Source organism: Nocardioides donggukensis (genome assembly GCF_014842875.1).
GTDB lineage: Bacteria > Actinomycetota > Actinomycetes > Propionibacteriales > Nocardioidaceae > Nocardioides > Nocardioides donggukensis.
Window position 1 is genome coordinate 1 of record NZ_JACYXZ010000001.1, and the last position, 14742, is coordinate 14742.

The window sequence follows — 14742 nt, forward strand, 5'->3', positions numbered from 1 at the left end:
GTTCCTTGGTGACGACCTTCAGGACTGCGACCCGGGCTTTCGACATGCCCAGGCACTGTGACCGATGTCGCGACTCATGTGGGACGTGTCAGTAGGGACCTATGTCGTGAACCCAGGCACCCTAGGCTCCACACTTGTGATGTCTCAGGACATCGGCATAGCCCGGACCCACGTTTGTGGGTTCGGGCTTAGTGCTTTTGGGGGTGGTGGTCCAGGTGGTTTTCCAGTTGCTTGGTAGCGCTTGGAGATGTCGAGGACGAGGTCGCGCAGCTGTTCGCCAGTGGCGGCGTCGATGATGCGGATCTCGAGGTCGTCGATGAGAAGCAGGACGCGGGTTCGGGCGTGGGTTCGGCCGATGCCGATGGAGTAGAGCGTGACCCCAACGAGATCGCCTTCTCAGAGGAAAGGTCACGCCGATGGACTAGTGACGGGCGAAGAGACAATCGATCGGCGACACCCAGCCCTGCACGACCCGTGATCGCTGTGGCGGTGATGCACGGGGGCACCTGTGGCAGTGCAACCGGGCTCAACGATTGAGATCCGGGACTGTGAACTGTCTCGAAAGCGCGTCGGCGGCGGAGCGCTTGACCTAACCATGTCATCGACCGAGAGCCCTGGGGCCTCGCGGCGGAGCAGCGGCCGACCAGCCGGGCATGCTAAGCATGTGTGGTGTTCACCGAGTTCACGACGCGCGGCTACACGATCGACCTTGATGCGATCTACCACGCAATGTGGGACCACTCCGAGATGGAGGGGAAAGAGCGGGTGTTCAACGGTGGGAAGAAGGGTGTGCCGGCGATGAAGCGGCTCATCGCTGACCTGTTCGACGTCCCAGTGGCGACCAAAGCGCATCCGGTGAACCATGCCGTCCGGTCGCAGGTGCGCGACCGGCTGCATGAGTTGGGATGGGCGACGAAGGACCCCGGGCGGAGCCCGCGGTACGTGCTTCACCGTGAGCTCTGAGAGACGAGCTCCGCGACCCGCTCCAACCGTTGCGCCACCAGCTCGGGCCCGCCATGGAGTGGGAGCGAGACGCAGTGCAGACGCTGGCCCGAGTGCCGGATCACCACCTCGCTGTCCGGCGGCGCATCCGCAGTGCAGTAGATGAGGACACCCGACGGCACGTCATAGGTCGTGCAGTAGGCGAGGAGCTGAAAGTAGTCCGCGCTACGAGCCATCCCGTCCCCGGTGAGTTTGTACTTCACGTCACCGACCGACAGGGTTCGGGTCCCTCGTCGGAAAACCAGGTCAGGTCGGATAGCCACCCGTCGTCCTTCGGCGAGATGGGTCTGATCCTGGGCAACGACCCGAACGGCTGGCTCCAGCCGATGCCCAAGCTCGTCGGTCACCCAGCGCTCGAACAGGTCGTTCATGTCGATCATGAAGCTCTGCGCAACGAGCCCGCCGCGGGTTTCGGAGAACGAGTGACCCCGTAGCACCACCCTCGCGAGCTCCAGCGCCGGGCGGTAATGCTCGTTGACGCGGGTGTAAATCGGGTCGTGGGCAAGAAGGGCTGACGGCAGCTCCTCGTCAGCTTCGCTCAGACGGTCGAGGAGCCGGGCGCATTCTCGTCGGATGCCGGCATGGCCGCTCCAGCCACCGATGACACGCACCGCAGCCCGCAGCATCCGGTTCTCCCAGACGTCGGCAGTGAAGTCGTCGAAGCGGCAGGGGGCCGGCGCCAGTGCCCAAGGCTGGCGGGCAAGCGAGTCGATCATGAGTCGGCCACGGAGGACTGGAGACCGCTCCTCGGTCTCGCGGTAGCCGCGCAGGAGCCCCCGGGCCGTCGCGAGGTGCACGCAGCGCAGGACCGCCTCGGAGATCCCGGTGACCACGTCGTCGGTGCGCTCGAATCCCGCCTGCTCGGAACCCCACGTCCCGGCTGGGACACCGACTGTCAGCATCCGAAAGAGGTTGTCGGGGGCGGACTTTGGTCGCACCCAGATCGTGTGGCCGGGCAGTACCAGGGCTCCGACGTAGGACGTCGCTCGCACCCGGACGAGCGATGGATCCGCCTCGGCGAGCAAGGACACCTTCTGGCCACCCACCGCCATAAGCGCAGCTCGTTGCTCGAGGCTCAGCTTGATCGGCGCGCTGGTCTCGTACTCGCTCAGCTCAGTGTGCTTGATCATCGATCGCCAGCGCCTCGGCCTCCGCGGACGTCTCGGCCGCCGCCGCGCTACCCGGGCCATAGTCCTTCAGGACGCTGGACCACGTGAACGTCTCGAGCAGACCTTCCCGCCCGTAGAGCTGATCCTCGATCATCGGATAGACGCCGTAGGTCCAGATGCGCTGCAGGACGGCTGCATCGAGGTCTGTTCGCATGAAGTGGCTGTGCCCGATCTGGAGGTGCGGTCCCTTGAGCTCGACCCGAAGGCGCTCGTTGACTGCGTTTACCAGGCCGGCGACCCAGGTCGGCCCGTCGTGCTTGTCCAGGTACTTGTGTAGGACACCGGACAGTGGTCCGTCGTGCGGCATGAACGGGATGAAGTGGAAGCGGCGGCGCAGCGCGGAGTCGACCATGGCGATCGAGCGGTCCGCGGTGTTCATCGTGCCGATGATGAGCAGGTTGTCGGGGAGTTGGAAGGGCTCCTCCGGGCGGTACGTCGTGTAGACGAACTCCTTGCGATACTCGAGCAGGAACAGCAACTCGCCCAGGACCCGCGGGAGGTTCGCGCGGTTGATCTCGTCGATCAGCAGGACATGGGGCGTGGTTGGGTCGCTCTCGGCCTTGTCCACCAGGAGCGCCAGCGGGCCCTTGCGGAGCTCGTAGGTCATTGCGCCGGCTTCGTCGAGACGCGGACGGAAGCCCTCGAAGAAGTCTTCGTACGAAGTTGATGGGTGGAACTGGACGGTCCGCCGGCGCAGCGGGTCGGGCTGCAAAGCCGCCGCGAGCTCGCGCGCGATGTATGTCTTACCGGTCCCGGGCGGTCCGTAGAAAATGATCTGCTTGCGTTCCTCGAGAAGGTCGCGGACCTCGTCGAGGAAGACTCCCGGCACGAGCAGCCGGTCGGCCAAACCGGCGACGAGGTCCTCCTCGACGGCAGGACTCTCGGCCTCGCGCATCAACCAGTAGGCGAACTGGCCCTGTGCCCAGGCGTCGCCGGGGAAGAGCGGCTCGAGCAACTCACGGATTCGATCGTTCGCCTGAATTTGCCGGGCTGCGGCGTGCCCGGCTGGCGGAATCGCGAGCTCGAGCCTCTCTAGTACGGCCTCCTTTCCCATGTCGCCATTCAGCGGGAAGATCGGAAGGAACCGGTCGGGGTGGACGACGGCCAGCATCTTCATCAGGACGCTCTCGCCGAGGCCCTTGACGTTCAGAATCTCCCGGTCCAGGGCCCTCGTCAGCCGTTGCTCCACCGGCTCGTCGCCCCACAGGAACTCGCGGAGCTCCTCACAGAACTTGTCGAGCTCGGCCGCGGCAATCTCGTTGAAGCTCCGGTTAAGGCGTGCCTGCGGCCCCGGCGCGCCGTACCCGTTGCCGTTGTACATCTTGCGGAACAACGCGAAGTCGAGATCGCCGAGCGCCTCGGCGGTCATCGCCTGCGCAAATTCACTGCGACGCTCCTGGTGGATGGCGTCCTTGTCCGTGGGATACGGCCGCTGCTTACGGAAGGTCTGCGCGCGGCCGGCGAGCCAGCCGGTGTCGACCGTCGACGTCACGATTCCTGCCGATGTCCCTTCGGTCGATGTCGCCCGCCGCTGCGCAGCGCTGCACAGCTCGATCACGGGTCCAAGCTGGGCGGCCTTCTCGACCAGGTCGGTCCCGAGTGTCGGGTCGCCGAGGGCCGCGTCGTCGTCCCACCACCAGCCAACGAAGATCTCGCCACTCTCGTATGTCGAGCTACGCCTCGCCAGCCGATCGCCGCTGTCGTGCCGCTGAAGGTGGAAGAAGGACTGCTGTGGGGCGAGGTGGTTCTCGATCTCTCGGGCGAGGTTCGTCGCGGTCTCCTGCGTCATGAATCCGGCATGCACCCCGAAAGCGACCCCGGAACGAGTGGCCCAGAGTCGGAGGCTGGGAGCGTCCATGCCGCCAGGGGTCGACCAGTTCCCGTAGGTGTCGGCGCGGTAGGGCTTGCTGGCGTCGAAGGAAGTCTTAAGCTGCGGCAGCGCGGTCGTCAGCTCGAGCCCGGTGGCGTCCCTCATCCCAGTCTCCATCGCGCTCACGGTCAGCTTCATCTCACCTGTGAGCTGGCTCGCCAGATCCTTGGCGCGGCTCTCCTGGTCCTCGTCGAGGTAGGCGCCGTTGCGGGAGTGCGCTACCAGCAGGTCCGAAGCCTCGACACAGGTCTCGCGCAGCCCCGGCGCCAGGCCGACGAAACCCTGCCGCTTCTCGAGAAACCACAAGCATCGCTCAACGAAATGCGGATCTGCAGGCTCAAGCGCAAGGCTGACTTCTCGGAAGATCGGGTAGATTTCATCGTTGTCCCACGACCTCGTCCAGCCGAGACGGCGCAGCCCATCCGCGGCGCTGGGCCAAAGGCAAGGCCAGGTGTCGTCTGACGGGTCGGTGCTCCAGAACAGAGAAAGCACGAAGGCTTTCCGCCCCGCCGCCGGCTGACCCGACGCGCGGATCGGAGCCATCGCAGACTCCACCCGTTCGAGTTTGTCGATCGCCTCCGGTACCGACTCCGGCGTCTGCACTCCGGCCCGTAGAGCCTCGGCGATCGCGGGCGCGTGGTCACCGTCGTGCTTCGCGAGTTGGTTCAGCCACATCAGCCCATAGCCACGGAAGGCGTGAAATGCACCTTCGGTACGTGACCAAGCGTCGACCCCCGTCCGAAAGTCGGCGAGGCTGCCATCGGCCTGGAATCGGTCGACAAGGGCTCGCACCTCCGCGCAACGGGTTGCGCGCGTTTCATCGATTGCGGCCCACTCCTCCATTGTGCGGCTGTGCGCACGGGCGGCTTGCTTGATGAGTTCGTACTTGCGTCGCCAGCGCTCGAAATCGACGGTGCCGAGGGATCCAGTCGTCATCCTCTTATCCAAGCGGACATTGCTTGTTTCGGCACCGAAGTCGCCGGGAGCGCCTATCGGATCCGGCGCCAGTCTGGCCTGTCGTTGCAAGCCAACAGCCTTCGCACCTACTCCAGGTCCGTGTGCAAGCAGGGGGTTAGGGTTCGAGTCTTTAGGCTGCACCACGTGGAAGCGCGGGTTAGCCTGCGGTTCTGCTCACTGCGATCTACCCACTCGCCAGAATTGGATCTGGTGGGGAACCGGCCCGGTCCTTGAGGCCAGACGCAGGTGATGCAATCCATGTCGTGCACCGACGCGATCTGGATTCCTCCCAACAGACCCGCGGCAATCACTCAGATTCGTCGGTGGTTTCCGCCAAGCTGTGCGAGTGAGCCCGAAGCAGATCAATGTTGTTGGCGCCGTGATCGATCGTGGTGGACGAATCCTCTGCGCACAGCGTGGTCCGAACGGCAGTTTGGGCGGCATGTGGGAGTTCCCCGGCGGCAAGATCGAGAACGGCGAGTCGCCACGCGAGGCGTTGATCCGAGAGATCGATGAAGAGTTGCGTTGTGAGGTCGTCGTGGGCGAAGAGGTCACCACGACCTCGCATGAGTACGACTTCGGAGTCGTCACGCTGACCACGTTCTGGTGTGAGCTCGTCGCGGGTACGCCAACCCTGACTGAGCACGCCGAAGTTCGCTGGCTGGCTCCGACCGAACTCGATCAGCTCGAGTGGGCACCTGCAGATGTGCCTGCCGTCGCGATCATCGGCAGCGCATGAGCGCGGAGTTCATCTGGCCGAGCGGTTTCGATCTCGACATCGAGTTCGGCTATCTCAACCCCAATGTCGTTGCCCCCAAGCGACACAATCCTCGAATTGTGCTCAACACCGATGGCACATCCGTGCTCAGGACACTGCGTGAGGAACTCTCTCAATGCAGGTCCTTCCTGTTCTCTGTCGCCTTCGTGACGCCGCGTGCGATCGCGCTGATCAAGCAGGAGTTGGTGGACTTCCAAGGTGCTGGTCGAATCGTCACCTCCGACTACCTGGCCTTCAACTCACCTGAGGCGTTCCAAGAACTGCTCAATCTCCGGCGCCTCGACATCGACGTCCGTATACATCCAGCGAAGGCCTTCCACCCCAAGGGCTACATCTTCGAGCGCCCGGACTCGGTGACAGCGATGATGGGAAGCTCGAACCTGACAGAGAACGCTCTCGTCAGGAATCATGAGTGGAATCTCAAGGTGACCGCTGCTCTGCAGAGCGACCTCGGAGATCAGCTCGCAGAGTTGATCGCAGGACAGGTTGAGGAATCCGCGCCGCTGACCGACGAGTGGGTCTCCAACTACGCCGCCAACTACGCCCCACCCGGCCCGCGGCCCACCCACGACGCCGCACCCGCCGAGGAAGCGGAGACCGCCGAGATCGTCCCGAACCAGATGCAAGAGATCGCGCTCGCGGCCATTGAGGGCGTGCGCCTGGCCGGCCACGATAGGGCGATCATCATCTCAGCGACGGGAACCGGTAAAACCATCCTGTCTGCGCTCGATGTGTGCGCGGTGGATCCGGTGCGGCTGCTGTTCGTTGTCCACCGTGAGCAGATTCTCGATCACACGATCAGCGAGTACCGTCGCGTGCTGGGTGGGAGCGAACGCGACTACGGGAAACTGACCGGATCTCAGAAGCAGGGCGATCGCCGCTATGTCTTCGCCACGGTCCAGACGCTGTCGCAGCCGGACGTTCTAGGCACATTCAAGCCGGACGCGTTCGACTACGTGATCATCGATGAGGCACATCGCGCCGCATCTCTTACGCACCGCCGGGTGATGGAGCACTTTCAACCCGAGTTCATGCTGGGCATGACGGCAACACCTGAGCGCACCGACGGGTTCAACGTCTTCGAGCTCTTCGAGTACAACGTGCCGTACGAGATCCGCCTCAATCATGCGCTCGAGGAGGAGATGCTCACCCCGTTCCACTACTACGGGGTTGCCGATCTGACCTTCGCCGACGGGCGCACCACCAACGACGATTCCGACCTACGGGTGTTGATCTCGCCCGAGCGAGTCGATCACCTTCTCTGCGCCCTGGAGATCTATGGTCACGCCGGGGTCGCGCCCCAAGGGCTCATCTTCTGCAGTCGCAAGGACGAGGCTCGTGCGCTCGCGACTGCACTCAACGAGAGATCTGTGCGCGGCAGGCAGCTGCGAACAGTCGCGCTGACCGGCGACGACTCGATCACTGACCGGGAACGGCGGGTGGTCGAACTCGAACGGGGCGAGCTCGACTACATCCTCACGGTCGACGTCTTCAACGAAGGTGTCGACATTCCGTGCGTCAACCAGGTCGTGATGTTGCGCCAGACCCAGTCGGCGATCGTGTTTGTACAGCAGTTGGGCCGCGGCCTACGCAAGGCGGCCGACAAGAGCCATCTGGTCGTCATCGACTTCATCGGTAACTACACCAACAACTTCCTCATCCCGATCGCGCTCTTCGGCGACGAGTCCCTCAATAAGGAGTCGCTGCGCCGCAGCCTGATCGCGGCCGAGGAGTCTGGAGTTCTTCCGGGGTTGTCGAGCGTGCGCTTCGACCGCATCGCACAAGAACGAGTACTCCGCTCGATCACCGAGACTCGACTCGACTCGATGCAGAACATCAAGAAGTCGATTGATGTGCTGCGCAATCGACTCGGCCGGGTGCCAGCACTGAGCGACTTCTTGCGCTTCGAGTCGGTTGACCCGGTATTGATCGCGACCAAAGGCAGGCACTATCCGGAGCTGCTGGAACGCCTCTATAAGTCGCACGACACCGGGTTGAACCAGACCGAGGGGAAAGCCCTCGAGCTGCTTTCTCACGAGGTGCTCACAGCTCGTCGTCTCCACGAGCAGGCTCTCGTCAGGCTCTTGTTGCAGCGCGGGTCCGTGGGTACTGCTGAGATCGAAGCGACCTTTGCCCGCGGCGGCATCGCGTGCACGAAGCTTCAGGTCCGCAGCGCCATCGACACCCTGACGCTGGCGCAGCATGCCGAGGTCGACATCAAGCGATATGGCTCCGGCCTCGCTACGATGCGCGGCGACCGGGTCGAGCTACGGGCGGATGTTCGCTCGGCTTATCGCGCGGAGGGCGCATTTGCCGGAGCCGTCGACGATCTGCTTGACACGGCGCAGGAGCTCGTTGAGGGCCGCTACCTTCCGGGCCGTCCCTTCACGCCGGGGCGCCAGTACTCGCGGAAGGAGACAACTCGGCTGCTGACCATGCCGCGCAAGTGGACCTCCACCCTCTACGGCTACAAGGCCGACCGCGAGTCGATGACCTGCCCGATCTTCGTAACCCTGCATAAGGCCGATCACGTCACCGCGAGTACCGCCTATGAGGACACGCTGCTCGACCGCCACACGATGCTTTGGTACACGAAGTCGAACCGTCGTTTGGACAGCCCCGTGGAGGCCAGCATCATCGCCGGCGAGTTCGAGCTGCACGTCTTTGTGAAGAAGGATGACGCCGAAGGGTCGGACTTCTACTACCTCGGCCAGGCCGCAGCGTCAGATGCTGAGCAGAGCAAGATGCCCGACGGAAAGGGTCAGCCGCTCGACGTGGTTCGAATGATGCTGCGGTTCGAGGAGCCGATCGAGTCGGCGCTCTTCGACTACTTCCATCCAGAGATTACGGCGTGATCGCCCCCTGGTCGTCGTGACCGAAGACCTCGCGAAGTAGCGACGACGCTCCCCCCGACGGCGATACCCTGTCGCCGGAACGAACCGCCGAGATCGAGGAGGCCGGGTGCGACTGGCACGACTGCCGGTGCTCGCCCTGCTCGCACTCCTGATCCCGGTCGGCTGCACCCAGACCCAACCCGCCGACGAGGCCACCGCGCCACCGAGCGCCGACCCGACGGTGGCCGCGAGGCTCCGGTTGCCCGCCGAGGGGCCGACGCGTCCGAGGCAGGCGCTCTCCCTCGTCCCCGAGTCCGCGGAGGCCGTGGTCCTCACCGACTACGACCGGCTCCGCGCCCGGTTCGGCGTCGAGGACCTCACCTCCGACAGCCTCGTGACCGATCGGCTGGCCTTCTGGGAGAAGGCCGGCCGCGAGGCGGTCCTGCTCACCGAGGGCCTGCTGCGGTCCGAGGACTCCCTGCTCCGGCTGGACTACGGCTTCACCCAGGACGACGTCGCCTGGGAGGCCCGCTTCACCGGCGACGACGGACCGGGCTGGGTGCTCGCCTTCCGCCCCGGGCAGGACATGGCCGAGGTGCGCCGTGCGGTCGACGACGGCGCCGGGCCCCTGGCGGACGCCGAGGTCCTTCCCGCCCGGAGGCTCGTCGTGTCCGGGACCGCCGAGGACGGCGAGCCCGTCTGGGGGTACGACGCCGGGTGGGCGCCGCTGGTCGACGACACCGCAGAGTCGACGTACCTCCACGACGGCTGCCTGGACGTCAACGCCGCGCTGGGGCCGGACGCGGACGTCGAGGACCAGCAGCAGGTGGCCGACCTGGTGGCGAGCCTCGAGCCCCTGGACGGCTTCGCGGTCGGCTTCGCCGACGACCTGGCCACGGCCCGGTTCGAGGCCGACCGGATCGATCTCCACCGGCGTGCGGACCTCTCGGCCGCCTGGCCGACCGCGGGGCAGCCGGCGGTCGCGGACGGCTTCGACGACCTCCAGGTCGCCGACCCGAAATCCGGCCGACTCGGCCTCTTCGTGGAGGAGCCACGGGCCGCGGCCGCGCTCACGCTGACCGGGCGGCTGCCCTTCGCCGTCTGCGACGAGCTGACCCCGTTGGCCGAGCCGACCGGCCTCTGAGCCCGGTGGTGGTCGCTCGTACAGTTGCCGGGTGGCCCCCTCCCGCGTCCTCGCCCCGCGCTACTGGGGGTTCCACCTCCTGGCGCTGGTGCTGGTCGGGATCGCCGCCGGCCTGGGCTGGTGGCAGGCGGACGCCTGGAGCCAGCGACGCGAGGCCGAGGCCGCCGACCTCACCCGGGTCGAGCCGGTGCCGCTCGCGGACGTCCTCGGCCCCGACGACCCCTTCCCCGGGGACCGGGTCGGCCAGCCGGTGGTGCTCGAGGGGACCTGGCTGCCCGAGGGCACCCTCTTCGTCAGCGGCCGCGAGCTCGACGGGCAGGACGGCTACTGGGTGGTGACCCCGCTCGAGGTCCCCGACGGGGCCGCGGTCCTGGTCGTCCGCGGCTGGACCGCCGAGCTCGCGCAGGCGCCGCCCCCGCCCACCGGTGCGGCCGAGCTGGTGGCCTGGCTGCAGCCCGGCGAGGGCACCGGCGCCGTCGACGACGACCCCGACGACGACGTCCTGCCCCAGCTGCGGGTCGCGGACGCGCTGCAGCGCCTGGACCGCGACCTCTACGGCGCCTATGCCGTGGTGGCCGACGAGGTCGCGCCCGGCGACTGGCCGTCCGGCGACGACGCGGTCAACGACGGTACGGCGGGGCTGGGGCCGGCGACCCTCGACCAGCTGCCGCCCGTCGGCAGGTTCACCGCCCTGCGCAACCTGCTCTACGCCGTCGAGTGGTGGGTCTTCGGCGCCTTCGCCGCCTTCATCTGGTGGCGGTGGCTGCGCGACGAGCTGGACGCCTCGGTAGATTCGGCCGCGTGAACCCCACCCTCACCCGCTACCGCGTCATGGCCACGGTCGTCGGCGTCCTGCTCGTCGTGCTGATCCTGATCGGCGTGCCGCTGGCCAACTTCGACGGCTCGTCGATGTGGGGCTTCGTCCCCGCCACCCCGGAGCTGGTCACCGAGGGCAGCGACCCGCAGCGCTTCGGCGAGGCGATCACCACCTACCTCGGGGTGGCGCACGGGTGGCTCTACATGATCTTCCTGGTGACCGCGTTCCTGCTCGCCCGGCAGCAGCGGTGGGAGCTGCCGTTCACGCTGGTCATCCTGGCCTGCGGCACGATCCCGCTGCTCAGCTTCTGGGCCGAGCGGAAGGCCACCGCACGGGCCCGGGCCGCGACCCCGGACAGCAGTACGGCGCCCGCCCGGGGCTGAGCCCCGCGCGGACGCCGTACTGCTTGTTGCCTGGGTCCTCAGTCGCGCTTGTCGTCGTCGAGCTCGACCACCTCGGCCGGCTCGTCCGGCGTGGTGTCCTCGTGCGGCTCGGTGGCGGCGTCGGACATGGCCTCGTCGGGTGAGGAGGCGGCGCTGTCGTCGGTCTCCTCGGCCGGAGAGGTCGGTGCCGGGGCGGCTGGGGCCGGCGGCGGGGTCGGCACGTAGGAGGACTGCCAGTTCGAGGAGCCGTCGTCGCCCTGCATCTTCTTGGCGATCGCACCGGCCACCCCGGCGAGGATGCCGAGCAGGAGCAGCTTCTTGAGCTTGCTGCCCTTCTTCTTCTCGGGCTCCTCCCCCTTGAGCTGGGCGACCTTCGTGGACGCCGCGGCCTGGGCGAGCGCGGCCTTCTCCGCGGCCCGGGCCCGACCCTCGGCGATGACCGGGGCGGCCTTCTCGCGGGCGTCGGCGATCATCGGGCCGGCCACCTCGGCGGCGCGGTCGCGCGCGTCCAGGACCACGGGCACCGCCCGGTCGCGGGCGTCGGCGAGGGCCGGGCCGGCCTTCTCCCGGGCGTCCGCGATCGCCGGGCCGGCCTTCTCGTAGGCGTCGGCGAGCCGGTCCTTGGCCTCGGCAAGCAGGGGCGCGGCCGCTTCCCGGGCAGTGTCCACAGCCGACTCGAGTGCCGGCAGGAACCCGTCGGCCGCGTCGGCCGCCGAGCTCTTGAAGGTCTTCTTGCGCCGCATCCTCATGGGGTCACCCTTCACGTTGGGGGTCGTTGGTCAGATCCTGCCCCATGAACCCCGTCAGACCAACCGGAGTCGGGCGTGCTTCGCCCGCGTGGGAAGATCGACGCGCACACCGAGACGACGAAAGGCAGTCATGGCTGACCTGCAGGCCACCCTGAAGACCACCCAGGGTGACATCACGATCAACCTCCTCCCGAACCACGCCCCCACCACCGTCGAGAACTTCGTCGGCCTGGCCGAGGGCTCCAAGGACTACAACGCCGACGGCGGCAAGAGCAGCGGCCCCTACTACGACGGCCTCGGCTTCCACCGGGTCATCGAGGGCTTCATGATCCAGGGCGGGTGCCCGCTCGGCACCGGCACCGGCGGCCCCGGCTACACGTTCAAGGACGAGTTCCACCCCGAGCTGTCCTTCGACAAGCCGTACCTGCTCGCGATGGCCAACGCCGGCCCCGGCACCAACGGGTCGCAGTTCTTCATCACGCTGGCGCCCACCACCTGGCTGACCGGCAAGCACACGATCTTCGGCGAGGTCGCCGACCAGGCCTCGCGCGACGTGGTCGACGCCATCGGCGCGACCCGCACCGGCGCGATGGACCGCCCGGCCGAGCCGATCGTGATCGAGACGGTGGAGGTCGTGCGCTCCTGAGCACGACACCTCCGCAGGACGCGTCCTCCGTCCCCGTGTGCTACCGGCACGCGGGGCGGGAGACGTATGTCCGCTGCCAGCGCTGCGACCGGTCGATCTGCCCGGACTGCATGCGCCAGGCGGCGGTCGGCTTCCAGTGCCCGACCTGCGTGGCCGAGGGCGCGAAGGCGACCCGCAGCGGCCGGACGGCGTACGGCGGGTTGCGGCCGACCAACGCCAGCCTGACCTCGTCGGTGCTGATCGGGATCAACGTCGCGGTGTGGATCGCGGTGCTGGCGACCGGCGGCGCCGCGAGCCGGCTGATCTCGATCCTGGGCCTGCGTCCGACCGGGATCTGCTTCGTGCGGGGCGGCACCGACCAGTACTGGCCGTCCGCGGTCGAGTCGACCTGCGGGACCAGCCGGTTCGAGTTCGGCGAGTGGGTGCCGGGCGTCGCCGACGGTGCCCTGTGGCAGCTGCTGACCAGCACCTTCGTCCACGCCGAGGTCTGGCACATCGGGTTCAACATGCTGGCGCTGTGGATCCTCGGGCCGCAGCTGGAGATGGCGATCGGCCGGGCCCGGTTCCTCACCCTCTACCTCGGCTCCGGGCTGGCCGGCTCGGCGATGGTCTTCTGGCTCTCCGGCACCGGCACGCTGACCGCCGGCGCCTCGGGCAGCATCTTCGGCCTGCTCGCCGCGCTGCTGGTGCTGGCCTGGCGGGTCCGCGGGAACGTGCAGCCGATCCTGCTCTGGGTCGGGCTCAACGTCGTCATCACCGTCACCGGGCGCGAGTTCATCTCCTGGCAGGGCCACCTCGGCGGCTTCCTCGGAGGGCTGGCGCTCATGGGCCTGTTCGTGCTGGCCCCGCGCGAGCGGCGTACGACATGGCAGGTCGCCGGCACCGTCCTGCTCGGGCTGCTGCTGGTCGCGGCGATCGTGGCCCGCTCCCTCACCCTCCCCTGAGGCCCTCGCCCTCGCCGACCCGGCTTCTCGCCGACCCGTCGCTTGTGTCGGCCGCTACTCGACAGTAACGACGGGTCGAGCGCTTCTGAGCCGACACAAACGACGGGTCGAGGTTATGCACATTGTGGATAAAGGCTGTGGAGAACTACAGCGGTGTAAGTCGGCTCATTCCCAGCGGGTGGCGTAGGTGAATCCGACGGCCATGAAGCCGATCCCGACGATGAGGTTCAGGTCGCCGAGGTCGCCGAGCAGCCAGATCTTGCCCTGGGGCTGGTCGGCGAACACGTAGAAGGTGCAGATCCAGATCAGGCCGATCAGGAAGCAGCCCAGCATCCCGACGATCACGCCCCGGCCGCGGCCCAGCGGGGTCGACGGGTGCGCGGCCGCACCGAGGCCCACGAAGACCAGGCCGAAGCCGATCAGCCAGTTCCAGTCGCCGAGCGTGCCCATCCCCGGGATCAGGGAGCTCGGGTCCGCGCCGGAGCGCTCCTCCCGGACGTAGAGCGTCCACAGGACGACGTAGACGATCCCCGCGGCGATCAGCAGCAGGGAGATCAGGAAGCGCACCGAGAAGATCGGACCTCCCTGGTTCGGGTCGTCGATCTCGTGCGTGGCCTTGGTCTTGGACACCAACTTCTCCTCAAACGATGACGGGCGCGCGTGTGGATCTCAGGCGCACCGGGTTAGCGTAGTCGTCATGCCCCCCGAGCCGGACGACCACCGTGCCCCGAGGCGCCGCTGGCGCTTCGGCACGCCGCTGGTCTTCGCGCTCTCCGGCGCCCTGTTCGTGGCGAGTGCCGCCAGCAGCGAGGGCACCGACCTGCGGCCCGGTCGCACCACGGACCTGGCCGGGCTGGTGCAGAGCGAGTCGGAGAACGTCGCCGAGCTCGAGGCCCGCGCCGCCGACCTGAGCGAGCAGGTCGACCAGCTCTCGCGCACCGTGCAGGACACCGCGGTCAAGGAGGCCCAGCGGGAGGCCGGCACCTACCGCGGAGCCGCCGGCTTCGAGGAGGTCACCGGGGAGGGTCTCACCGTGGTGCTCGCCGACGCCCCCCGCGAGGTCCGGGAGAGCTCGGAGGAGAACATCAACCTCCTGATCGTGCACCAGCAGGACATCCAGGCCGTGGTGAACTCCATGTGGCAGTCCGGGGCCGAGGCGATCACCATCCAGGGGCAGCGGATCATCTCCACCACCGGCATCAAGTGCTCCGGCAACTCGGTGGAGCTCCAGGGCATCCCCTACCCCCAGCCGTACGTCATCAAGGCGGTCGGCGACGCGGACCGGCTGCAGGCCGGCATCGACACCGACCCCTACCTGATCAGCTACCGCTCCCAGGCCGCCAACCCCGACATCGCGGTCGGCTGGGACATGGCCCAGGAGCCGCAGCTCACCGCCCCGGCCTACGAGGGGATCCGGGCGCTGGAGCACGCCGAGCCGGTCGCCTGACC

Annotated in this window: 13 protein-coding genes; 9 read left to right on the forward strand and 4 right to left on the reverse strand. The window is 67.4% G+C overall.

Annotation, left to right across the window (positions count from 1 at the left end; genetic code table 11):
• Positions 1-669 precede the first annotated feature (669 nt).
• Complete coding sequence (locus IE331_RS00005; protein WP_192139281.1) at positions 670-963, forward strand: hypothetical protein; 294 nt, start codon at positions 670-672, stop codon at positions 961-963.
• On the opposite strand, the gene IE331_RS00010 is transcribed toward IE331_RS00005, so the two are convergent.
• On the reverse strand, positions 948-2132 hold the full coding sequence (locus tag IE331_RS00010; RefSeq protein WP_192139284.1) for an McrC family protein: 1185 nt from the start codon (positions 2130-2132) through the stop codon (positions 948-950). The two genes, IE331_RS00005 and IE331_RS00010, sit on opposite strands and share 16 nt — an antisense overlap.
• Positions 2116-4977, reverse strand: a complete 2862-nt coding sequence (locus tag IE331_RS00015; RefSeq protein WP_192139286.1) for an McrB family protein — start codon at positions 4975-4977, stop codon at positions 2116-2118. The genes IE331_RS00010 and IE331_RS00015 overlap by 17 nt, the downstream gene beginning before the upstream one ends.
• A 367-nt stretch (positions 4978-5344) precedes the next feature.
• Here IE331_RS00015 and IE331_RS00020 point away from each other — a divergent pair, with 367 nt between their 5' ends.
• The 5 genes from IE331_RS00020 (at position 5345) to IE331_RS00040 (ending at position 10954) form a co-directional block, all read left to right on the forward strand.
• On the forward strand, positions 5345-5737 hold the full coding sequence (locus tag IE331_RS00020; RefSeq protein ID WP_192139288.1) for a (deoxy)nucleoside triphosphate pyrophosphohydrolase: 393 nt from the start codon (positions 5345-5347) through the stop codon (positions 5735-5737).
• Positions 5734-8631 carry a DUF3427 domain-containing protein gene (locus IE331_RS00025; protein ID WP_192139290.1) on the forward strand — a complete coding sequence of 966 codons (2898 nt, stop codon included), beginning with the start codon at positions 5734-5736 and terminating at the stop codon, positions 8629-8631. The genes IE331_RS00020 and IE331_RS00025 overlap by 4 nt, the downstream gene beginning before the upstream one ends.
• Before the next feature lie 106 nt (positions 8632-8737).
• Positions 8738-9754 carry a hypothetical protein gene (locus IE331_RS00030; protein WP_192139292.1) on the forward strand — a complete coding sequence of 339 codons (1017 nt, stop codon included), beginning with the start codon at positions 8738-8740 and terminating at the stop codon, positions 9752-9754.
• Between the two features lie 31 nt (positions 9755-9785).
• A complete protein-coding gene (locus IE331_RS00035; RefSeq protein ID WP_192139294.1) occupies positions 9786-10559 on the forward strand; it encodes an SURF1 family protein in 774 nt (257 codons plus the stop codon).
• The gene (locus IE331_RS00040) at positions 10556-10954 is read left to right on the forward strand and encodes a DUF3817 domain-containing protein (RefSeq protein ID WP_201930799.1); all 399 of its coding nucleotides are present in this window, start codon (positions 10556-10558) and stop codon (positions 10952-10954) included. The genes IE331_RS00035 and IE331_RS00040 overlap by 4 nt, the downstream gene beginning before the upstream one ends.
• Positions 10955-10992: 38 nt before the next feature.
• Here IE331_RS00040 and IE331_RS00045 read toward each other — a convergent pair whose 3' ends face one another.
• On the reverse strand, positions 10993-11703 hold the full coding sequence (locus tag IE331_RS00045; RefSeq protein ID WP_192139296.1) for a hypothetical protein: 711 nt from the start codon (positions 11701-11703) through the stop codon (positions 10993-10995).
• A 130-nt stretch (positions 11704-11833) separates the two neighbouring features.
• On the opposite strand from IE331_RS00045, the gene IE331_RS00050 reads away from it, so the two are divergent.
• Together IE331_RS00050 and IE331_RS00055 are read left to right on the forward strand one after the other, a co-directional pair.
• On the forward strand, positions 11834-12349 hold the full coding sequence (locus tag IE331_RS00050) for a peptidylprolyl isomerase (RefSeq protein WP_192139298.1): 516 nt from the start codon (positions 11834-11836) through the stop codon (positions 12347-12349).
• 110 nt (positions 12350-12459) lie between these two features.
• On the forward strand, positions 12460-13293 hold the full coding sequence (locus IE331_RS00055) for a rhomboid family protein (RefSeq protein ID WP_192139300.1): 834 nt from the start codon (positions 12460-12462) through the stop codon (positions 13291-13293).
• Positions 13294-13458: 165 nt separating this feature from the next.
• Here IE331_RS00055 and IE331_RS00060 read toward each other — a convergent pair whose 3' ends face one another.
• A complete protein-coding gene (locus IE331_RS00060; RefSeq protein WP_201930801.1) occupies positions 13459-13923 on the reverse strand; it encodes a cell division protein CrgA in 465 nt (154 codons plus the stop codon).
• Between the two features lie 67 nt (positions 13924-13990).
• On the opposite strand from IE331_RS00060, the gene IE331_RS00065 reads away from it, so the two are divergent.
• Positions 13991-14740: a DUF881 domain-containing protein gene (locus tag IE331_RS00065; RefSeq protein ID WP_192139302.1), complete on the forward strand. Its 750-nt coding sequence runs from the start codon at positions 13991-13993 to the stop codon at positions 14738-14740.
• Positions 14741-14742 lie beyond the last annotated feature (2 nt).